The 19,719-nt window shown below is 72.9% G+C and carries 20 protein-coding genes; 9 read left to right on the top strand and 11 right to left on the bottom strand.

Annotated elements, in window-relative coordinates:
- Positions 1 to 2 precede the first annotated feature (2 nt).
- The gene (locus ACFV9J_RS36065; RefSeq protein ID WP_385361814.1) at positions 3 to 605 is read left to right on the top strand and encodes a CGNR zinc finger domain-containing protein; all 603 of its coding nucleotides are present in this window, start codon (positions 3 to 5) and stop codon (positions 603 to 605) included.
- Here the strand turns inward: ACFV9J_RS36065 and ACFV9J_RS36060 are convergent, their stop codons facing one another.
- Complete coding sequence (locus ACFV9J_RS36060; RefSeq protein WP_385361753.1) at positions 606 to 1,181, bottom strand: tellurite resistance TerB family protein; 576 nt, start codon at positions 1,179 to 1,181, stop codon at positions 606 to 608.
- 189 nt (positions 1,182 to 1,370) lie between these two features.
- Here ACFV9J_RS36060 and ACFV9J_RS36055 point away from each other — a divergent pair, with 189 nt between their 5' ends.
- Complete coding sequence (locus ACFV9J_RS36055; protein ID WP_385361751.1) at positions 1,371 to 1,784, top strand: GtrA family protein; 414 nt, start codon at positions 1,371 to 1,373, stop codon at positions 1,782 to 1,784.
- Positions 1,785 to 1,926: 142 nt separating this feature from the next.
- Positions 1,927 to 2,334 (top strand): RidA family protein, encoded by a 408-nt coding sequence (locus ACFV9J_RS36050; protein WP_385361749.1) that lies wholly within the window; start codon positions 1,927 to 1,929, stop codon positions 2,332 to 2,334.
- A gap of 6 nt (positions 2,335 to 2,340) precedes the next feature.
- Here the strand turns inward: ACFV9J_RS36050 and ACFV9J_RS36045 are convergent, their stop codons facing one another.
- The 5 genes from ACFV9J_RS36045 to ACFV9J_RS36025 form a co-directional block, all read right to left on the bottom strand.
- Positions 2,341 to 3,234 (bottom strand): Gfo/Idh/MocA family protein, encoded by an 894-nt coding sequence (locus tag ACFV9J_RS36045; RefSeq protein WP_385361747.1) that lies wholly within the window; start codon positions 3,232 to 3,234, stop codon positions 2,341 to 2,343.
- An 87-nt stretch (positions 3,235 to 3,321) separates the two neighbouring features.
- Positions 3,322 to 4,524, bottom strand: coding sequence for an ROK family protein (locus ACFV9J_RS36040; protein WP_385361812.1), 1,203 nt, complete (start codon positions 4,522 to 4,524; stop codon positions 3,322 to 3,324).
- 18 nt (positions 4,525 to 4,542) lie between these two features.
- On the bottom strand, positions 4,543 to 5,427 hold the full coding sequence (locus ACFV9J_RS36035; protein ID WP_385361745.1) for a carbohydrate ABC transporter permease: 885 nt from the start codon (positions 5,425 to 5,427) through the stop codon (positions 4,543 to 4,545).
- Complete coding sequence (locus ACFV9J_RS36030; protein ID WP_385361743.1) at positions 5,424 to 6,455, bottom strand: carbohydrate ABC transporter permease; 1,032 nt, start codon at positions 6,453 to 6,455, stop codon at positions 5,424 to 5,426. The genes ACFV9J_RS36035 and ACFV9J_RS36030 overlap by 4 nt, the downstream gene beginning before the upstream one ends.
- A 33-nt stretch (positions 6,456 to 6,488) precedes the next feature.
- Entirely contained in the window at positions 6,489 to 7,892 is a 1,404-nt protein-coding gene (locus tag ACFV9J_RS36025; RefSeq protein WP_385361741.1) for an ABC transporter substrate-binding protein, read from the bottom strand.
- Positions 7,893 to 8,034: 142 nt separating this feature from the next.
- Between ACFV9J_RS36025 and ACFV9J_RS36020 the strand changes: the two genes are divergently transcribed.
- Genes ACFV9J_RS36020 through ACFV9J_RS36005 form a run of 4 tightly spaced genes read left to right on the top strand, consistent with a single transcriptional unit; the run spans position 8,035 to position 13,257 of the window.
- Positions 8,035 to 9,090 (top strand): zinc-binding alcohol dehydrogenase, encoded by a 1,056-nt coding sequence (locus tag ACFV9J_RS36020; RefSeq protein ID WP_385361739.1) that lies wholly within the window; start codon positions 8,035 to 8,037, stop codon positions 9,088 to 9,090.
- Between the two features lie 26 nt (positions 9,091 to 9,116).
- Positions 9,117 to 9,929 (top strand): sugar phosphate isomerase/epimerase family protein, encoded by an 813-nt coding sequence (locus ACFV9J_RS36015; RefSeq protein WP_385361737.1) that lies wholly within the window; start codon positions 9,117 to 9,119, stop codon positions 9,927 to 9,929.
- Positions 9,926 to 11,290 (top strand): amylo-alpha-1,6-glucosidase, encoded by a 1,365-nt coding sequence (locus ACFV9J_RS36010; RefSeq protein ID WP_385361735.1) that lies wholly within the window; start codon positions 9,926 to 9,928, stop codon positions 11,288 to 11,290. Before ACFV9J_RS36015 ends, ACFV9J_RS36010 begins: the two co-directional genes overlap by 4 nt.
- Positions 11,287 to 13,257 (top strand): glycogen debranching N-terminal domain-containing protein, encoded by a 1,971-nt coding sequence (locus ACFV9J_RS36005; protein WP_385361733.1) that lies wholly within the window; start codon positions 11,287 to 11,289, stop codon positions 13,255 to 13,257. The genes ACFV9J_RS36010 and ACFV9J_RS36005 overlap by 4 nt, the downstream gene beginning before the upstream one ends.
- A gap of 21 nt (positions 13,258 to 13,278) precedes the next feature.
- On the opposite strand, the gene ACFV9J_RS36000 is transcribed toward ACFV9J_RS36005, so the two are convergent.
- Positions 13,279 to 13,719 carry a hypothetical protein gene (locus ACFV9J_RS36000; protein WP_385361731.1) on the bottom strand — a complete coding sequence of 147 codons (441 nt, stop codon included), beginning with the start codon at positions 13,717 to 13,719 and terminating at the stop codon, positions 13,279 to 13,281.
- Positions 13,720 to 13,856: 137 nt separating this feature from the next.
- Between ACFV9J_RS36000 and ACFV9J_RS35995 the strand changes: the two genes are divergently transcribed.
- Complete coding sequence (locus ACFV9J_RS35995) at positions 13,857 to 14,786, top strand: GNAT family N-acetyltransferase (protein WP_385361729.1); 930 nt, start codon at positions 13,857 to 13,859, stop codon at positions 14,784 to 14,786.
- Positions 14,787 to 14,894: 108 nt separating this feature from the next.
- On the opposite strand, the gene ACFV9J_RS35990 is transcribed toward ACFV9J_RS35995, so the two are convergent.
- The gene (locus ACFV9J_RS35990) at positions 14,895 to 15,590 is read right to left on the bottom strand and encodes a sulfite exporter TauE/SafE family protein (protein WP_385361727.1); all 696 of its coding nucleotides are present in this window, start codon (positions 15,588 to 15,590) and stop codon (positions 14,895 to 14,897) included.
- Between the two features lie 93 nt (positions 15,591 to 15,683).
- Between ACFV9J_RS35990 and ACFV9J_RS35985 the strand changes: the two genes are divergently transcribed.
- The gene (locus tag ACFV9J_RS35985) at positions 15,684 to 16,472 is read left to right on the top strand and encodes an AraC family transcriptional regulator (protein WP_385361725.1); all 789 of its coding nucleotides are present in this window, start codon (positions 15,684 to 15,686) and stop codon (positions 16,470 to 16,472) included.
- On the opposite strand, the gene ACFV9J_RS35980 is transcribed toward ACFV9J_RS35985, so the two are convergent.
- The 3 genes from ACFV9J_RS35980 to ACFV9J_RS35970 form a co-directional block, all read right to left on the bottom strand.
- Positions 16,469 to 17,128, bottom strand: coding sequence for a GntR family transcriptional regulator (locus tag ACFV9J_RS35980; RefSeq protein ID WP_385361723.1), 660 nt, complete (start codon positions 17,126 to 17,128; stop codon positions 16,469 to 16,471). The genes ACFV9J_RS35985 and ACFV9J_RS35980 overlap by 4 nt on opposite strands.
- Positions 17,129 to 17,253: 125 nt before the next feature.
- Positions 17,254 to 17,979, bottom strand: a complete 726-nt coding sequence (locus tag ACFV9J_RS35975; protein ID WP_385361721.1) for an aspartate/glutamate racemase family protein — start codon at positions 17,977 to 17,979, stop codon at positions 17,254 to 17,256.
- 59 nt (positions 17,980 to 18,038) lie between these two features.
- Positions 18,039 to 19,526 (bottom strand): NCS1 family nucleobase:cation symporter-1, encoded by a 1,488-nt coding sequence (locus ACFV9J_RS35970; RefSeq protein WP_385361719.1) that lies wholly within the window; start codon positions 19,524 to 19,526, stop codon positions 18,039 to 18,041.
- Positions 19,527 to 19,719 lie beyond the last annotated feature (193 nt).

Below are 19,719 nucleotides of genomic sequence, written 5' to 3'. Positions count from 1 at the left end.
CCATGTCCCACGGCGCCGATCCGGACGCCGACGTCCACGAGCCCGACTGGTCCACGAGGCACTCCGTGCCGGCCACGGCGCGGCGCACCGCCGCCCTCGTCAACGTGCTGCTCGCCGCGGGCCCTTCCGACATCGGCCAAGGCCCCGCCGTCGAAGCGGTCGCCGAGGTGCTGCGCGCCTACGGCGAGAAGGAGCCCCTCGACCTCACCGCCCGTGACGTGGCGGGGATGCGCGAGGCCGCCACCCTGCTGCGGGACGTCTTCGCGGCGGAGTCCGCCGACGCCGCCGCGCACGTCCTGAACCGCCTCCTCGGCGCACACACGGGACGTCTGCGCCTCTCGTCCCACCAGGGCGGCTCTCCCTGGCACCCGCACGTCGACCGTGCCGACGACGCACCGTGGCCCGAATGGTTCCTGGCCTCGTCCTGCCTGGCGTTGACGGTCCTGGTCTGGGACCGCCAACGCCCTCCCGGCAGGATCTGCGCCTCCGGCAGCTGCCGGAACGTCTTCATCGCCCGGGGCAGCGGTCCGGAGCGCCGCTACTGCTCACGCCGCTGCGCGACCCGGGAGCGGGTCGCGGCGCACCGGCGCCGGGCCGAGGGGTGATCAGACGCCGAACTCCGAGGGCGGGACGTTCAGCGCGGTGCACGCCTCGCGGATCGCGTACTGCTCGGACGGCTCGAAGGAGCCGTCGGCCCCGGCGACCACCATCCCGGTCTGCACGACCGCACGGGCCTCCGCAGGCTTCTTGGCGGCCTTGGCGATCACCTGGAGGGCCTCGGCCTTGCCCTGCTCGAAGTTGGCGAGGAGCCGGTCCACGTGCTGGTTGAACCGCTGGCGGAGCTGGTCCGCCGGGAAGTTCTGCAGCACCTCGTTGGAGACGATCAGCTCCTCCACGCGCTGCCGCTCGGCCGGCTCCACCCGGCCGTCCGCGGCGGCGACCAGCGCGCACATGGCCATGCTGGCGTCCCGGTAGGCGCCGCTCTTCAGCTCGCTCTTGGCGGAGGCGAGCTGGGACTTGAACATCCCGATCAGCTGGGCCTTGGAACCGCCGGAGGACGAGCCCGGCCTGCCGCCCCCCGCGGGCCCGTGCGATCCCTGGCCGGATCCGCTCGCTCCCCGAGTGCCCTGGGACTGCTGGAAGGTCTTGGCCTGGTCCTTGATCTTGTCCCACATCGCCACTCGTGCCACCTCGGCTTCTGTCGCTGTCCATCGGTCTGTCCTCGGCCGCGATTTCCCGCGGTCACCACGATGAACGCGGCCGGGAACCACAGGGTTCCCGACGGGCAAAGAAAAGGCAAAGCGCCTGGTGGCGTCGTAGTACGCTGCGCCACCGGGGGAGTTGGTCGACGGATCGGACGGATCGGACGGGTGGGGCGCGCGGTGTGGTCGCGGGAGGTCGGCTGGTTCGTCGCGATCGGCGTCGCGTCGACCGCGGGCCAGGCGCTCCTCTACTGGGGGCTGCGCCCGTGGTCGCCCCCGGCGGTCGCCAACCTGGTCTCGCTCCTCGTCCTGACGGTGCTGAACACCGAGGCCAACCGGCGCCTGACGTTCCGCCACGCCGCCACGAAACCGGCCCGCGCACACCTCGGAGCGGGCGGCCTCTTCCTGCTCGGCTACCTGGTCACCTCCGGTGCCGTGCTGTGGTTCACGCACCGGCGGCCCGACGCCTCGCCCGCCGCCGAGACCGCGGTCCTCGCCACCACGTCCGTCGCCGTCACCGTCGTGCGCTTCGTCGTCCTGCGACTGGCCGTCTTCCGCGGCCCCGACCGCCGACGCGCCTGATCCTCGTCGCGCGACCCGCTGAGCTGTTCGGTCACCCCGGGGTTCCCCAATCACCGAAAAGTGCGTTCTTCCATGTCGCCGGCCACTCTCCTACGGTTCCCGAGTAACCACGAGAGAGCACATGGGCAAGGAGAGCGAAGACATGGCCATCACCCTGGTGAACCCCGGCGGGCTGCCCGAGGCCGACGTCTACCGGCAGGTGTCGATCGCGTCCGGATCGAGGCTGGTCTTCGTCGCCGGGCAGGTCGCCTGGGACGCCGACGGCGTCACGGTCGGCGAAGGAGACCTGGCCGCGCAGGCCGAGCAGTGCTACCTCAACGTCGCCACCGCCCTGGCGGCGGCCGGTGCCTCCTTCGCGGACGTCGCCAAGCTGAACGTCCACGTCGTCGACTGGACGCCCGACAAGATGCCCCTGCTGCTGGCGGGCATCGAACGGGCGGCCGCCCGGCTGGGGGCGACCCCGGCCGCACCGGCCACCCTGCTGGGCGTCGCGGCACTGGACGTGCCCGAGCACCTGATCGAGGTCGAGGCCACCGCCGTCCTCGACTGACCCCTGTCAGCCGTGCACGGCCCGGTCGAGGAGGCTCTGCAGGTACAGACCGCGTCCGGCGTCGACCGGCGTCGGCGTACGGGTGCGGACGGCCGTGGCGAAGTCGCGGCGCAGGACGGGCCAGCACTCCTCGTGGTCGAGGCCGGCCGTGTCGTAGACCAGGGGCTCGCCCGCGCCGAACAGTTCGACGCGGGTCAGCGCGCGGGGGACGGCCACGGAACCGGACAGCGAGGCCTGGCTCACGGCGCCGTTCTCGTGCTCGCAGGTCAGCTCCACCCAGCGGCGCGGGTCGCCGGTGGCGCGGACGGCGGCGACCGGGCCGACCGCGGCGTCCAGCAGGTCGAGCAGATGGGGACCCAGGTCGAGCAGGGCGCCGTGCTCCAGACGCCAGCCGGTGGCGAACTCCCCCTCCAGGAAAGCACCGTGGAGGTAGCAGGAGCGCGCCCCGACCGCCTCGAAGGAGCGGGCGGCCTCGAGGAAGGCCCGGGTGGCCGGGTGATAGCGCTTGGTCAGTACGAGCTGGGAGACCACCCCTGCCTCGGCGACCGCGTCGGCCACCCGGCGGGCCGCGGCCAGATCGGGGCCGAGCGGCTTCTCCAGCAACAGGTCCTTGCCCCGTTTCGCCGCCGGCGGCGCCAGCTCGGCCTGGACGGCGGGCGGCACGGCGAACGCCACGGCCTCGCAGTGGTCCAGCAACTCCTCGAAGTCGGCGGCGACATGAGCGGCGTAGGGTGCGGCGGTCTCGCGGGCGGCCTCGGTACGGCGGGCCCAGACCGCGGCGAGCCGGGTCTCAGGACCGGCGGCGAGCACCCGGGCGTGCATGGCGCGGGCCCACGGGCCGGCACCCACGAGCCCGACCTCGACGGGCCGGTCGGTCCAGGGGGCGGGGGCAGCGGTCACGGCGTTCCTGTCTTCGAAGGTCTTTCGGCGATCCGCCGGGAACGGCGGGAGGCGGTCATGGGGCGAGGCGGTCATGGGATGAGGGGGTCATGAGGCGAGGCGGTCCAGCCGGGCGTCGGCGCCGGCGGGGGAGTAGAGGTGTTCGACGACCATGGCGGCGGCTCCGACGAGACCCGCGCGGTCGCCGAGCCGCGAGGTGACGACCTGGAGGTTGGCGGTCGCGCGGGGCATCGCCCGCTGGTAGACCAACTCCCGCACACCGGTGAGGAAGGGCACCCCGGCCAGCTCCCCGGCGATCATGAGGACGCCGGGATTGAGCAGGGTCACCACGGTCACCAGGACCTCGCCCACCCGCCGTCCCGCCTCGCGGGCCAGCCGGACCGCGTCCGGATGCCCCTCGTTGAGCAGCCGCCTGACATCCCGTCCGGACGCGGTGTCGTGGCCGAGGGCGGCCAGTTCCCCGGCGATCGCCCGGCCACTGGCCACGGCCGCGAGACAGCCGTGGGAGCCGCACATGCACAGCGCGTCGGACCGGTCGTGCAGGCGGATGTGCCCGATGTCGCCCGCCCCGCCGTCGATGCCCCGGTACAGGCGGTCGCCGATGACGACACCCGCGCCGATGCCGGTGGACACCTTCAGGAGCACGAAGGAGGCGCAGTCGCGGTGGTTGGCCTGGTACTCGGCCAGTGCCATGAGGTTGGCGTCGTTGTCCACGAGGACCGGCACGGTCCCGGTGGCCGCCGGGTCCAGGTCCAGGCGGGACGCGTACGCCTCCTGCAGCCGCTCCCGGATGGGGTAGCGGTCCCAGCCGGGCATGATGGGCGGCTCGATCACCCGCCCGGACTCCCAGTCGACCGGACCGGGGACGGACAGGCCGATGCCCGCCACGTGGGACGCCGGGACACCCGCCGCGGCGATCAGGTCCGGGAACCAGTCGGCCAGCCCCTGAAGGACGCGGTCGGGGCCCGCGCCGACGTCCATCGGACCGGTGTGCTCGGCCAGGATGTTGCCGGCCAGGTCGAGCACCGCGGCGCGGGCGTGCCGGGTCTCCAGGTCGAAGGCGATGACCGAGGCGTGGCCGGGGTCGAAGACGATCCGGTGGGAGGGGCGCCCGCCGGTGGAGGTGCCCGTGCTGTGGCGCAGCCACCCCGCACGGTTGAGCAGGTCCAGGCGCTGTCCGACGGTGGAGCGGGACAGGCCGGTCGCCTGCTGGAGGTCGGCCCGCGTGTTGGCACGGCCGCTGCGGATCAGGTGCAGCAGTTCACCGGCGCTGGCCTGACTTGACGTCATCATGGAGTCCCCCACGGCTCAACTCTTGTCGGCGCCGCTGGTCAGCCCCTCGGTGAGCAGGCGTTCCGCGGCGAAGAACAGAAGTACCACGGGGATCGTGAGCACCACGGAACCGGCCATGAGGACGGTCTTGGGCACCTCGATGCCGTTGGACAGCTGGGCCAGGCCCAGGGAGACGGTCCACTGGCCGGGGTCGGCGGCCAGGAACAGCAGCGCGAAGAGGAACTCGTTCCAGGCGATCATGAAGACGTACAGGCCCGTCGCCATCAGGGAGGGCAGGGCCAGCGGCAGGATCACCTTGCGCACGGTCTGCAGGCGGGAGCAGCCGTCCAGCGCGGCCGCCTCCTCGATGGAGGCGGGGATGGTGACGAGGTAGTTCTTCAGCATGTAGATCGACACCGGCACGGTCTGCGCGACGTACACGATGGCGAGACCGACCAGGCTGGAGGAGAGACCGATCTTCGCGAAGATCACGAAGAGCGGCACGGCCAGCAGCGTCGCCGGGAACATGTAGACGGCCAGGAAGAGGGCGCTGACCTGGCGGTGGCCGAAGAACTTCAGCCGGCTCACCGCGTAGGCGCCGGGCACGGCGGCCACGAGGGTCAGCACCACCGTGCCGAGCGAGACCAGCGCGGAGTTGCGCAGGAACTTCAGGAAGCCCTGACCGCCGTCGTCGGTGGAGCGCAGCACGTCCTGGTAGGTGGAGAGGGTGAAGTCCTTGGCCGAGATCCACAGCGAGCCGGGATCGAGCAGGAGCGCGTCGATGGGCTTCAGCGACAGCAGCACCATGTAGTAGAACGGCAGGAGGGTGATCACGGCGAGGAACGCGATGACGATCCAGCGCGCGACGCCGAAGAACCTCTCCTCGAACCGGGCCCGGGTCAGGGCCGTCCTGCCACTCACGCTTCCTCCTGGACCTTGTTGCCGAAGAACTTGAAGTAGAAGCCCAGCAGGATCATCAGCGAGAGGGCCAGGACGAGCGCCTGCGCGGCCGCCGCTCCCACGTCGTAGCGGGCGGTGAGGAAGTCGTACACGCGCACGGCGGCCACGTCGGTGCCGGCGCCGCCGCCGGTGAGCAGGTAGACGTCGTCGAACTTGTTGAACGTCATGATGAAGCGCAGCACGCACAGCAGCGCGATCACCGGCATCAACTGGGGCAGCAGCACGTGCCGGAACCGCTGGCTCGGCGTGGCGCCGTCGACCAGCGCGGCCTCCTCCAGCGTGTCGGGGACCGCCTGCAATCGCGCCAGGATGAACAGGAACGCGAAGGGGAAGTACCGCCAGCACTCGAAGACGATGACCGTCAGCAGCGCCAGCGGGATGTCGAAGTGCAGGCCCAGCAGGTCGACCTCGTACTCGCGGGTCGACAGGAAGGCGATCGGGTCGTCCCAGCCGAACAGCCGCCGGCCCCAGTCGTTGACCACGCCGTACTGCGGGCTGAGCGCGACCTCCCAGACGAAGGCCACGGCGACGACCGGCGCGACGTACGGCAGCAGCATCGCCGCGCGCAGCAGCCCGCGCCCCTTGAACGGCTTGCGCAGGGCGAGTGCGGCGACCAGGCCGAGGACGACGGAGCCCAGCGTGGCGCCCGCCGTGTACAGCAGGGTGGTGCCGAGGCTGGACCAGAAGCCGGCCGAGTCGAAGACCTGCGAGAAGTTGTCCAGGGACCAGTTGCCGAACAGGCCCATGCCCTGGATGTCGACGAGCCTGGCCTTCTGGAAGGCCAGCAGCACGGTCCACGCGATGGGCAGTACGACGACCACGAGGACGACGAGGAAGGTGGGGGAGACGAACGCGAGTCCCGCGCGGTTGGCGCGCCGGCTCGCGGTGAGCGGGCGCCGGGCCGGGGAGGGGGACCGGCCCCCGGACGGGTCCGTGGACCGGCGGCTGGTGTCCCGGCGCTGCGGCGCGCCGGCTGGGGCTGTGGGCATGAGAGACCTTCGTGATGTGCAGGCTGCGGGCGGCTACTGCAGGGACTTCTTGAGTGCGGCGACTTCTTCGTCGGCATCGCGGGCCGCCTCGGACGGCGAACTCTGACCGCTGGTCATGGCGCCGACGGCCTTCGGTACGGGCAGTTCGCCGTTGGTGGCGCCGACGAGGGCTCCCTCGCCCTGGGTGATGCCCCAGCGGCGCATGTTGCTGACGCCGTCGGCGAGTTGGTCGAGGAGGGACCGGGGGAAGACCTCGTCCAGGGGCTTGCGGGTGTCGACCCCGATCTCGCTGTGCCGCCAGGCGTCCAGGTAGCGCTCGGGCTCGGCGGACGTGCCCCTGCGGACCGGGATCTTGCCCTCGGGCGCCATCCCGAACCAGGACTCGTAGCCGGTGCCCATCATGTACTCGATGAACTCGCGGGACGCCGCCGTCTCGGCCGTCCTGGTCGTCACCCACGAGGTGATCTCGCCGAACTGGGCCGCCTCCTTGGCGTCGGGGCCCTTCATGGCGGTGATGATGCCGCTGTTGTCCGACAGGTACCGCGGGTCCTTCGCGCACTGGGGGCAGCTGGGCAGGGCGTCCTTGCGCAGCCCGGCGAGTTCGTCGAGCAGGAACGAGGACCAGATGACCATGGAGGACCGGCCCGCGAAGTAGGTGGCGCGGGTGGAGTCCACGGTCTGGGTGCCCGGGGCGCCGTAGGCGCGGGCCAGCTGGTCGTAGGTGCGGAAGGCCTCCTCGCAGCGCGGGGAGTCGAGGGCGACCTCGTGCCGGTCGTCGACCAGTTGGCAGTCGTTGGCCAGGGCGAGGCTCTCGAAGCTCTGGGAGGTGAAGGCGTCGCTGGGGTCGGTGGCCGCCGAGATGCCGTCGTGGCCGTTGGTGGTGAGCGCCTTGGCGGCGGCCAGCGCCTTCGCGTACGTGTCCGGAGCGGGCAGGCCCTTCTGTCCGAGCTGGTCCTTGCGGTAGACCAGCAGCTGGAGCCAGGCGTCGGAGGGCACGCCGAGACTGGTGCCGCCGTCGGACGTCAGCTCCAGCGCGTTGGCGTTGAAGGTGTCACGTCCGAGCCCGTCGACGATCCGCTTCGGGATGTCGGTGTTCAGCAGGCCGTTGCTGTACATCTGCCAGACCTGGCCCATGGGGGCCGCGCCGATGACGTCGGGCAGCGTGCCCGACGCCGCCGCCGACATGATGAGCTGCGGCATCTGCTTCTCGTCGACCCCGACGAGCTTCACCTTGACGCCGCTCTTCTTCTCGAACCCGTCGATGACCTTCTGCGTCGCGGCGACGCGGTCGGGCAGGTTCTCCTGCGACCAGACCGTGATCTCCCGGTCCGGTCTGCCGGGCCCGGTGCTGCTGGCGCAGCCCGAGAGCAACCCGATTCCCAAGGCTGCCGTGACGCCGACCGCGGTCGTCCTCGACCGCAGGGTCCTGATGCGCATGGAGTGTCCTCGTTCCGCTTACGTCTGCTCGCCACGCATCACAGCATCACTTTTGCTTGTTGACAAGACATAAGTTGCGGATATTGTCGACGCAACCGCATCAGCAACCCTTCCGGAGTCGTCCGTGTCATCCGTGCCGCCCGTGTCATCCGTTGAGCGCGTCGTCCAGTTCACCGGCCCCCGCCAGGTGGAGGTGGCCGAGCACACCGGGGCCGAACTGCCCCCCGGCCACCTGCGGGTCCGCACCCGCTACTCGGGCATCTCGGCCGGCACCGAGCTGACCGCCTACCGCGGCACCAACCCGTACCTGACCCGCACCTGGGACCCCGAGGCGCGCCTGTTCCGCGACGGCGCGCCCGGCATCGAGTACCCGGTGGCCGGCTGGGGCTACTCCGAGGTCGGCGAGGTCGTCGAGGTCTCCCCGGAGCTGACCGGCACCCCGGGGCTGCCGGTCCCCGGCGACCTGGTGTGGGGCATCTGGGGTCACCGCAGCGAGGGCATCGTCCCCGCCGAGCGCATGGTCGGCCACACCCTGCCGGCCGGTCTCGAACCGCTGGCCGGGGCCTTCGCCCGGGTCGGCGCCATCGCGTACAACGCCGTCCTGGCCGGTGACATCCACCTCGGCGAGGACGTCGCCGTGTTCGGGCAGGGCGTCATCGGCCTGCTCACCACCCGCCTCGCCCGCCTCAGCGGCGCCCGCGTCACCGCCGTGGACGCCCTCGACGGCCGCCTGGAGACGGCGAAGCTGTACGGCGCCCAGCACACCCTCAACGCCCGCACCGACGCCGTCGCCGAACGCGTCCGCGAGGCCACCGGCGGCCTCGGCGCCGACCTCGCCATCGAGATCAGCGGCGCCTATCCGGCCCTGCACGAGGCGCTGCGCTCGGTCGCGGCCGGGGGCCGGGTGGTGGCCTCCGGCTTCTACCAGGGCGACGGCATCGGCCTGCGCCTGGGCGACGAGTTCCACCACAACCGGGTCCAGCTGATCTGCTCCCAGATCGGCGGCGTCCCGCCCCAGCTGTCCAACCGCTGGAGCGTCGAACGCCTCCAGCAGACCTTCCTGCGCCTGGTCGCCGAGGGCCAGGTGGACGTCGACTCCCTGGTGAGCCACGTCGTCCCCGTCGCCGACGCGGCCGACGCCTACGTACTGCTGGACGAGCGGCCCGCCGAGGCGCTGCAGGTCGTCCTGGAATTCTGAGAGCCCCGAAAGGCAGAGGCACCCCCATGCTCAAGACCGCACTGAAGACCGCCGTTCAGGAACAACTCCTGCCCGGGGACACCCTGCGGGCCAAGTGGGACTTCGCCCAGCAGGCCGGTTACGACGCGATCGAACTGCGCGGCAAGGGCGACTTCCACTTCGCCGCCCGGCGCGAGGAACTGCGGCAGGCCCACAAGGACGGCGTCGTCATGCCGACCGTCTGCGTCGACATGCTGCACTTCCTCGGCGCCTTCGACGACGATCTGCGCCGCGACGCCGTCGCCCAGATGAAGTCCCAGCTCACCGTGATCGCCGAGGTCGGCGGCGTGGGCGCCCAGACCCCCGCCTCGTACGGCATGTTCTCCCGGCGCCTGCCGCCCTTCACACCGCCGCGCACCGAGGAGGAGGACCGCGAGGTGCTCCTCGCCGGGCTCACCGAACTCGGCGAGCACGCCCGCCGGGAGGGCGTCACGCTCTTCCTGGAGCCGCTCAACCGCTACGAGGACCACATGGTCAACCGGCTCGACCAGGCCGCCGACCTGATCCGCGCCGTCGGCCTCGACTCGGTCCGGATCGGCATCGACAGCTACCACATGAACATCGAGGAGACCGACCCCGCCGCCGCGATCGTCGCCCACGCCGACGTCATCGGCCACGCCCAGGTCTCCGACTCCAACCGCTTCCAGCCCGGCGCCGGACACCTCGACTGGCCCGCCTGGCTCGGCGCCCTGCACACCGTCGGCTACGACGGCCACCTCGCCCTCGAATGCCGGCTGACCGGCGACCCCGTCCAGGCCGTGCGCTCCGTCCCCGCCTTCCTCAAGAGGTCGGGCGCGTGAACTCCCCCCTGGACCTCCTGGACCGGCCCGCGCCCACCGCGCCCGCGGACCTGACCCTGCGGCGCGGTGCGGCGCGGGTCCTGCTCGACAACTGGACCGGCGCCTCCACCGTCCCCTCCCGCACCCTCTACCCGCACCAGTGGAGCTGGGACTCCGCCTTCGTCGCCATCGGACTGCGCCACCTCTCGGTGCGCCGCGCCCAGCGGGAACTGGAGTCCCTGCTGGCCGCCCAGTGGACCGACGGACGCGTGCCCCACATCGTCTTCAACCCCGCCCTGCCGCACGACGCCTACTTCCCGAGCCCCGACTTCTGGCGGTCCTCCACCGCGGGCCGGGCGGCCGGCGCCCCCTCGTCCGTCGAGACCTCCGGCATCGTCCAGCCGCCCGTGCACGCCCTGGCCGCCTGGCTCGTCCACCGGGCCGACCCGGCCGAGTCCCGGCGCCGCGGCTTCCTCGCCCGCGTCCAACCGAGGCTCGCCGCCTGGCACGACTACCTGCTCGACCGCCGCGACCTCGGCGGGGGCGGCCTCGCGGCCGTCGTCCACCCCTGGGAACCCGGCATGGACAACAGCCCCAGCTGGGACCGGCCCCTGCAACGGGTCGAACCCAGCCCGCCCGACACCTTCCGGCGCGCCGACCTCGACCACGGCCACCCCGCCGACCGGCCCACCAACCTCGACTACGGCCGCTACGTCCGGCTGGCCACCGAGTACCGGGACGCGGGCTACGACGACCGCGTCGTACGGCACCGGTTCGCCGTGGAGGACCCGGCCTTCAACGCGCTGCTGATCGTCAGCGAGCTGGCCCTGGCCGCCATGGCACGCGAATTGGGCCTGCCCGGGCAGCGGCACACCGAGCGGGCCGCCGGGCTGACCCGGGCGCTGGTGGACCGGCTCTGGGACGAGCAGGCCGGCCTGTTCCGCGTGCGCGACCTGCACACCGGCGCACCGGTCGACGAGCGGACCGTCAGCGGTCTGATCCCGCTCCTGGTCCCCCGGTTGCCCGAGGACATCGTCCGGCGCCTGCACAGCACGCTCACCGGACCGCACTTCGGCGCCCCGGCCACGCACCTGGTCCCGAGCTACGACCTGACCGGCCACGCCTTCGACCCCACCCGGTACTGGCGCGGACCGGCCTGGTTCAACACCGCCTGGCTGATCGAGCGGGGACTGCGCACCCACGGCTTCCAGCAGGACGCCGAGCGCCTGCGCACCGGCTTCCTCGCCCAGGCGGGACGCTCCGGGTTCGCCGAGTACGTCGACCCCTCCACCGGCGCGGCCCGCGGCACCCGGCACTTCTCCTGGACCGCGGCCCTCACCCTCGACCTGCTGAGCACCGACCCGAAGGAGGCCGGACCATGACCGCGGCCGACCCCCGCGTCCAACTGGTGCGCGACGCCACCTTCGTCCGCCTCCACCCCGACGGGGAGATCAGCGGCACCCGCGGATCGGCACCCGACGGGCTGTTCGTCCAGGACGCCCGGCACCTCAGCCGCTGGCACCTCGCCGTCGACGGCACCGCCCCCACCGCGCTGGTGCCCGCCACGCCGGAGACCGACGACACGGCCGCCGCTGTGCTGACCCCCGAGGGCACCCGGGACAAGTCGCCCGCGTACACCGTCTTCCGACGGCAGGGCGTCACCGCCGGCACGTTCACCGAACACCTGAGCCTGGTCGGCAACCGCCCCGACGCCGTGACGGCCCGCCTCGACCTCACCGTCGGCGCGGACTTCGCCGACCTCTTCGAACTCCGCGCCGACGACCGCCACTACGCCAAGCCCGGCGCCGAGTACGACAGCCGCGCCACCGCCGACGGCGTGCTCTTCGGCTACCGCAGGGCCGACTGGCACGCCCGGACGGAAATCACCTGCGATCCCGCCCCGGACGCGGTGGCCCCCGCACCGGCCCGGCCGGGCGACACCGCCCGGACCCTCACCTGGCACCTGCCCCTGGACGCGCACGGCCGCGCCGACCTGCACCTGACCGTTCGCGCCCACCCGCACGGACGGCCCCGGCCCGCCGTCCCCGCACCCGCCGCTTCCGCCTCCGCCTCCGCCGACTCCGCTTCCGACTCCGCCGCACGGCATCCGCACCGGTCCGACGTCGCGACGGACGACCTGACGCGCACCTGCGAACGCGGACTCGCCGACATCGACCTGCTGACCATCCCGGTCCCCGGCGTCGACGGCGAAGACGTGCGCGTCCCGGCCGCCGGCATCCCGTGGTTCCTCACCCTGTTCGGCCGCGACTCACTGCTGACCGCCTACTTCCTGCTGCCGTACCGGCCCGCGACGGCCGCCGCCGTCCTCAGCGCGCTCGCCGCCACCCAGGGCCGGCGGCACGACCCGTTCAGCGGCGAGCAGCCCGGACGCATCGTCCACGAGACCCGGCACGGCGAACTCGCCCACTTCCGGCAGGTCCCCTACGGCCGGTACTACGGCGCCGTCGACGCCACCCCGCTCTTCCTCGTCCTGCTCCACGCCCACCACGAGGCGACCGGCGACCGAACCCTGGCAGCACGCCTGGAACGGCACGCCCGCCGGGCCGTGGACTGGATGCTCACCGACGGCGGCCTGGAGAAGCACGGATACCTCGTGTACGACCCCGACCCGGGCGGACTGGTCAACCAGAACTGGAAGGACTCCGCCGGCGCCGTCTGCTTCCGCGACGGAACCCAGGCCGAGGGGCCCGTCGCCGTCTGCGAGGCGCAGGGATACGCCTACGACGCACTCCTGCGCACCGCCGACCTCGCCGCCGGCGTCTGGCGGGACGAGGCCTACGCCCGCCGGCTCCGAGAGAGCGCAGCCCGGCTGCGGAACCGTTTCACGGCGGACTTCTGGATGCCGGACGCGGACTTCCCCGCCCTGGCGCTGGACGGCGACGGCCGCCAGGTCGACGCGCTGGCCTCGGACGCCGGGCACCTGCTGTGGTCCGGGATCCTCGGCCCGGAGCGCTCCCGCCGGGTGGGCCGGCGACTGCTGGAGCCGGACTTCTTCTCCGGCTGGGCGATCCGGACCCTCGCCGCCGGGCAGCGGCCGTACCACCCGCTGTCGTACCACCGGGGCAGCGCCTGGCCGCACGACAACGCGGTCGTCGTCCTGGGCCTGGCCCGGCAGGGCCTCACCGCGGAGGTGCGCACCGTCGCCGAGGGACTCGTCGCGGCGGCGGCCCACCACGGCCACCGGCTCCCCGAGGTCCTCGCGGGATACGACCGCTCGGCGACCGCCGCGCCCGTTCCCTACCCGCATTCCTGCTCGCCGCAGGCCTGGGCCGCCGCCACCCCGCTGGCCCTGCGGACGGCGCTGGGGAGGGAACCCCTCGGCCCCTGATCACCTGATCACCTGATCCCGCTACTGCGACGCCGGCCGGGCGCGGCCCTGGCCCGGGGCACCGGTGTGACGGCGGCAGCCCGCGTCGTGCCGCGCGCCGAGCGAGGTCCACCACCGTTCGCAGCAGTCCTCGGGCAGCGGGACGCGGGCGGCGGCGAGGCGGGCGCACTCCGGGCCGTGCACGGCGCCGTCGGAGTGCCGCCAGAACGCGCAGCACGGCTCGAGACCGTGCGCGAACGGGTCCCGCGGCCGGGGCCGGGCCAGCAGCTCGGACCGCTGGGCCAGGGCGACCCGGCGCCGGTGCTCCGCGCCCTCCCGGGCGGCGCACCAGGCGAACACCGCGGCGACGTAGAGGCCGGGCAGGGCGAGCCAGGAGTGGCGGGTGGCCGCGTACACCGCGGCGGCGACAAGGAGCGCGGCGGCGGCACGGCAGGCGCGGGCGGTGCGCAGGCTCGGCGTCACAGGGGACTCCCGTGGGTCGGCGGGGGGAGAAGGCCTCGGTCATCCGTATGCCCCCGGTTCGCCGTCGTACGTCACCGCGCCGCCGCCGGCGGATAATCCGCCCCGGTCACCCGCCGCCGTGCCCGACTCTGCTCCCCATGTCCACCGCCGACCTGCGACCGGCCACCCTCGCCGACGCCCCCGCCGTCACCGCACTCCTCAACGAGATGGACCGGATCGAGATCGGCCGCCCCGAGACCGACCAGCACACCGTCGAAGCCGACCTGAAGCACCGGCAGACGGACCTGACCCAGGACTCGTGGCTGGCCCTCGACGGCGGCCGGCCGGTCGCGTACGGGCTGCTGTGGGACGAGTCCGGCGGGGAGCGCGTCGACATCGACCACTACGTGCTGCCCGACCACCAGCGGACCGGGCTGCGCATGCTGGTGGCCATGGAGACCCGCGCCCTGGCCAAGGCACGGGCCAACGGCGCGGAGCGCGCCGTCGTCCACCTGCACCTCAACACCCGGCCCACCACCGACACCGCGCTCCTCGCCGAGCGCGGCTGGAGCGTCGTGCGCACCCACCACGTACTGCACCGCGCGCTGGACCCGGCGGCCGACCCCGTGCCCGAGGCACCGGCGGGCGTGCGGGTGCGGGCGTGCCGCACGGAGGCGGACCGCGTCCGGGTCCACGAGCTGTACCAGCGGTCGTTCGCGGAGCACTTCGACTTCCAGCCGCGCGCGTACCGGCTGTGGCTCGACGACATCGACGCCCAGGGGCTGGACTGGTCCCTGGTGTGGATAGCCGAGACCGACGACCTGGGGGACGCCGGGTTCCTGCTGGCCCGGGACGACCGCGCGGCCATGGGCTGGATCCGCGGCATCGGCGTGCTGCGCGAGGCCCGCGGCCGCGGCCTGGGCGGATTCCTCCTGCGCCATGCCTTCGGGCACTTCGCCGCGCGGGGCCGGGACACGGTGGGCCTCGGTGTCGACACCGAGAACGCGACGGGCGCCCCGCGGCTGTACGACCGCAACGGCATGACGGTCCACTTCGCGGTCGACACCTGGGAGGCCGTGCTCGCCTGACGGTGCCTCACAGCACCATCGCGAGGGCCACCGCCCCGAGCAGCGCGACGTACGTCCGGGCGTAGAGGCGGTCGGGGAGGTGCGGCGGGCGGCGGCGCAGCACCGCGATCACCGGCAGGGCGCCCAGGAGCAGTGCCCCGGCCGCGCGGAGGTCGACGAGGCCCACCAGGGCCACGTGCGCGTGCGCACCGGCGGGTCCTCGGAGCCGCCCAGGAAGACGGTGGTGGCCGGGAGCGCGATGGCGAGGGTCAGCGGGTTGGCCAGCGCGGTCGCCACGTGCATCGTGTGCCCCGCCCGGCGCATCGCGGGGACGGTCATGACGCTGCCGCCCACACCGAGGAAGGCGGCCGCCGCACCGACGGGCGCACCGACGACGGCCGGCAGCGGACGCGGCGAGGAGGCGCCCGCCTCGGCCGGGGCGGGCGGGCGCAGGAAGCCGGGGCGCAGCAGCAGGTCCACGACGGTGAGGGCGACGTACCCGACGAACGCCCAGCGGATCAGCCCGGCCGGGGCGTGGCGCGCGGCGAGCGCCCCGGCCGAGGCGCCGGCGCCCAGCAGGACGAGCAGCGGGGCGCCGCCGCGGAGGGCGGCCAGCACCCGGCGCGGTGTGACCGCGGTGGCGAAGGCCGCGTTCACCACCATGACCAGGGCCGAGGTGGCCGTCGCCACCCGCATCGCGTCCGCGCCGAGCGCGGAGTCGGCCCACATGACGACGGGCACGGCGACGAACCCGCCGCCGAAGCCGAACAGAACGGTGGTCACACCGGTGAGGAGCCCGATTCCGAGCAGAGCCGCAAAAGTCACGCAGGCCACTCCACCAGCCGGGCGGGGCCGCCCGCATTCGATGCCCGGCACCTTTCCTTCGCGACCCGGCCACGGCCGCCGTAGAGTGGACCGGTGAAGAACGTCCCCCTCGCCGACGTCGACCACGTGGACCGGGCCGTGCTGCCCATCGGCACCGACTACCCGCCCGGACACGTCCTGGACTGGCACGAGCACCGGCGCGCGCAGTTCCTGTACGGCGCCACCGGGGTCATGGTCGTCGACACCGGCGAGGGCACCTGGACCGTGCCGCCCGAGCGCGCCGTCCTGATCCCGGCCGGCACCCGGCACCGGGTGCGGATGCTGGGCGTGAGCACCCGCAGCCTGTACATCGAGCCGGCGGCCGTGCCGTGGTGGCCGGGCACCTGCACGGTCGTGGACGTGCCGCCGCTCCTGCGGGAACTGCTCCTGACCGCTGTCGAGTTCGAGGCGGACTACAGCCTGTCGGGGCGTGCGGGCAGCGTCGCCGACCTCCTGCTGCACGAGATCGCGGCACGCGCCCCGCTCCCGTTCCACGTCCGCATCCCCGCCGCCGCCGACCTGGCGGCGCTGTGCCGGGCGTATCTGGCCGCCCCGGACGTCGGGATCTCCAATGCCGTATGGGCGGCGCGGACGAACATGAGCGAACGGGCCTTCACCCGGCGCTTTCGCGCGCAGACGGGCGACAGCCCCGCCGTCTGGCGGGGCCGCGCGCGTCTGCTCGCGGCCGTGCCGCTGCTGCGGACCGGATCGGTCAGCGAGGTCGCCGGCCGGCTCGGCTACGCCTCGCCCGCCGCGTTCACCGCCGCCTTCACCCGTACCCTCGGCATCCCGCCGTCCCGTTTCGCACGGGGCCACCAGGGGCGGCCCGGCCGAGGAGGCTAGGACCTCTCCTGCGCGTGGTGTCCCAGGTGCCCCAGGGCGGCACTGCGGCTCGTCGCCAGATGGTGCAGGACCAGCTCCTGGACGCGGTCCACGTCGCGGGCCGCGATGGCCCGGTAGAGGGCGTCGTGTTCGAGGGCGACGGCCAGCAGGTCGTCGTGCTGGCCCAGGAGCCAGCGCAGCCGGCTGCGCAGCACCCGTTCGAGCTCGTTGAGCAGTTCGTTGGCGGCCAGGGAGACGACGGTCTCGTGGAAGTCGGCGGCCGCCCGGCGGGCCCGCACCGCGTCGTCCGCGCGGGCCGCGTCGAGTTCGGCGTCGACCGTCGCGCGCAGCCGCTCCAGCCCCTCGCGGGTGTGCCGTTGGGCGGCGAGCCGGAAACCCAGGGTCTCCAGGCCCGAGCGGACCTCGTCCAGGTCGGCGATGTCGCTCGTGGTGAACTCCCGCACCACCGCCCAGCTCCGCGGCCGCGGGGTCACCAGCCCCTCCGACACCAGCGTCCTGAGGGCCTCGCGGACGGGGAGCCGGCTCACCCCGAGCGACTCGGCCAGGTCCCGCTCGACCAGGCGGCTGCCCGGGGCCCGCACACCGTCGATGATCTCGTCGCGCAACCGCCGCGTGACCCGCTCGGACTCGGGCGTGAAGCCCACTGACGCAGCCATCGCCGTCCTTCGTCTGTCATCCCGTTCCCGGCCCGCCGACCGCGCCGTGCGGAGCGGCGGTCGGGCGGCCCGTCAGAATACCCCGGGGCCCGCGGACGGCCCGGGCGGGACGGAGCGAGGAGCGGTCAGCCCACCCGCGGGGGCCAGTTGACGATCCGCTTGGGACGCGGCCGGGCGTAGGTGCGCACCTTGGACGTGGACAGACCGAGCCGGACCAGCGACTCGGCGACCGTCACGGCGGCGGCGACCCCGTCGACCACGGGGACACCGGTACGTTCCACCACGCGTTCGGCGAGGCCCGCCATGCCTCCGCAGCCCAGGCAGATCACCTCGGCGCGGTCGACCTCCACCGCGCGGGCGGCCTGCTCGGCGATGGCGTCCACGGCGGCCTGCTGGTCCCGCTCCAGTTCCAGTACGGCGAGCCCGCTGGCCCGCACCGAGGCGCACCTGGCGCTCAGCCCGGCCACCTCCAGCCGCTCCTCGATCAGGGGGACCGTACGGTCGAGGGTGGTGACGACGGAGTAGCGGCGGCCCAGGTACTGCGCGGTGCCGGCGGCCGCCTCGGTGATGTCGACGACGGGCACGTCGAGCAGTTCCTGGAGCCCCTCCCGGCCGTGTTCGCCGTAACCGGCCTGGATCACCGCGTCGAAGGGCTCCGGGTGGGCGCGCACGGCCTCCATCACGGCGACGGCGGCGAGGTAGCTCTCGTAGTTGCCCTCCACCGACTCCGCGCCGAAGGCCGGTGTCAGCGGCACGATCTCGGTGCCCTCCAAGGCCGCGCCGGCCGCCTGCTTGCCGATCGCGTCGGTGATGGACTGCGTGGTGTTGACGTTGACCACGAGGATGCGCATGGGTGGGCCTGGGCCTTCTGCTCGGACGGGGAAGGGGAGACGGCGGTGGGCGCGCGGGGCTATTCGGCGGCGACGGCGATGGACTCGCCGTCCACGTCGCTCAGCGGCGCGGCACGGTCGGCGACGAGCGCGTACAGCACCGCGGCGACGACGGCGCCGACGAACCAGGAGAACCCGGCCGCGGCGTGGAAGAAGGGGACGAGCGCGACGACGACGGCGATCGCGGCGGCGGGGACGAAGGCGGCGACGGCCCGCGGGTTGTAGCCGCGCCGGTAGTGGTACTCGGCGCCCGCGTCCTCGGTGTAGAGGGCCGGGACGTTCACGCGGGACTTCCGCAGCAGCCAGTAGTCCGCCATGATCACCCCGAACAGGGGGCCGAGCAGCGCGCCGAGCCCGCCGAGGAAGTAGTTCACGGCGACCGGGCTGTTGTACAGGTTCCAGGGCGTGATCACCAGGCCCAGGACGGCGCTCACCAGACCCGCGCGGCGGAAGTCGAGCCGGTGCGGGAAGAGGTCGACCAGGGCGTAGATCGGCGCGACGAAGTTGGCCAGCAGGTTCACCGCCACCGTGAGGGCGATGAGACACAGCGAGGCGACGGCCAGCAGGAACATGTTGGGGATGGTCCTGACGATGTCCGTCGGACTGGTGATCACGTGCCCGTCGAGGCTGAACTGGGCTCCGCTGAGCACCGCCACGATGACGGCGAAGAAGAGCATGTTCACCGGGATGCCGATCACGTTGCCCCGGACGATGGAGCCGCGGCTGCGGGCGGACCGGGTGAAGTCGCAGAAGTTCAGCACGAAGGTCCCGTAGATCACCACCCAGAGGGCGGCGGCCTGGAGCACCTGGAGCCACATCGCGCCGCCGGTCAGCGGATCGTCGACCGACACGGAGACCGACCCGTCGGCCCGGACGAACATCCACGCCGCGAGGGCGCACATCGTCAGCAGGGTGGTGGGCGCGGCGAAGGCCATGTAGCGGCGGATCATCTGCATCCCGTAGCTGACGATGAGCACCTGGAGGGCCCACAGCACGAGGAAGGTGATCCAGCCGAGCGTCGACTGGCCGAGCAGGGAGTCCGTGTCCAGGGAGGCCAGGGAGGGGAACATGGCCACCAGGAGGGCACTCAGCACGGCCGATGCGAGATAGGTCTGGATACCAAACCAGGCGATGGCCACGGCCCCGCGCACGACGGCCGGGATCTTCGCTCCCCGGATACCGAAGGCGATGCGGCTCATGACGGGGAACGGGACGCCCGTCTTGTGGCCCATGAATCCGGAGAGCGTGAGCAGGAGGAAGAGCAGGACCGAGGCGAGCGCGAAGGCGGCGAGGATGCCCCAGATGTTCAGCCCGAGGGCGAACAGGCCGATGGCGAAGGCGTAGTTGCCCAGGCTGTGCACGTCGTTGGCCCAGAGGGTGAAGACGTTGTAGGCGCCCCAGCGGCGGCCCTCCCGCTTCGTCGGGGCCAGGTCGTAGGTGTAGAGGCCGGAGCTGGTGGCGGTGCCGTCGGTCCGGGCTGACGGACGGCGATCTTCCAGGGCAGTCATACGGGGACTCCTGGGATCAGGTGCGGGGAGTTGGAGGGTTCCACAAAGCGAAAGCGGCTTTCCGGTGCACAGAATGTAGTTTTCGCCAAACCGCACCGTCAAGAGGTCTGCGGCAAATGGAATACCATTTTTGGCCCTGATGGCAGCCCTGATGGCAGCCCTGATGGCGGCCCTGTTGACAGCCCCGTGGGCC

This window comes from Streptomyces sp. NPDC059906 (assembly GCF_042730645.1).
Classification (GTDB): domain Bacteria; phylum Actinomycetota; class Actinomycetes; order Streptomycetales; family Streptomycetaceae; genus Streptomyces; species Streptomyces rubrogriseus.
The sequence above is the reverse complement of the archived record's forward strand: the minus strand, read 5'-3'. Positions and strand labels throughout refer to the sequence as shown.

What these genes read in the sequence shown, in the direction of transcription:
- ACFV9J_RS35995 (WP_385361729.1), top strand. Translation starts at nt 13,857, where the DNA reads ATGTCCACCGCCGACCTGCGACCGGCCACCCTCGCCGACGCCCCCGCC.
- ACFV9J_RS36030 (WP_385361743.1), bottom strand. Translation starts at nt 6,455, where the DNA reads ATGCCCACAGCCCCAGCCGGCGCGCCGCAGCGCCGGGACACCAGCCGC.
- ACFV9J_RS36065 (WP_385361814.1), top strand. Translation starts at nt 3, where the DNA reads ATGTCCCACGGCGCCGATCCGGACGCCGACGTCCACGAGCCCGACTGG.
- ACFV9J_RS36050 (WP_385361749.1), top strand. Translation starts at nt 1,927, where the DNA reads ATGGCCATCACCCTGGTGAACCCCGGCGGGCTGCCCGAGGCCGACGTC.
- ACFV9J_RS35975 (WP_385361721.1), bottom strand. Translation starts at nt 17,979, where the DNA reads ATGCGCATCCTCGTGGTCAACGTCAACACCACGCAGTCCATCACCGAC.
- ACFV9J_RS36025 (WP_385361741.1), bottom strand. Translation starts at nt 7,892, where the DNA reads ATGCGCATCAGGACCCTGCGGTCGAGGACGACCGCGGTCGGCGTCACG.
- ACFV9J_RS35980 (WP_385361723.1), bottom strand. Translation starts at nt 17,128, where the DNA reads ATGGCTGCGTCAGTGGGCTTCACGCCCGAGTCCGAGCGGGTCACGCGG.
- ACFV9J_RS36040 (WP_385361812.1), bottom strand. Translation starts at nt 4,524, where the DNA reads ATGACGTCAAGTCAGGCCAGCGCCGGTGAACTGCTGCACCTGATCCGC.
- ACFV9J_RS36015 (WP_385361737.1), top strand. Translation starts at nt 9,117, where the DNA reads ATGCTCAAGACCGCACTGAAGACCGCCGTTCAGGAACAACTCCTGCCC.
- ACFV9J_RS36005 (WP_385361733.1), top strand. Translation starts at nt 11,287, where the DNA reads ATGACCGCGGCCGACCCCCGCGTCCAACTGGTGCGCGACGCCACCTTC.
- ACFV9J_RS35970 (WP_385361719.1), bottom strand. Translation starts at nt 19,526, where the DNA reads ATGACTGCCCTGGAAGATCGCCGTCCGTCAGCCCGGACCGACGGCACC.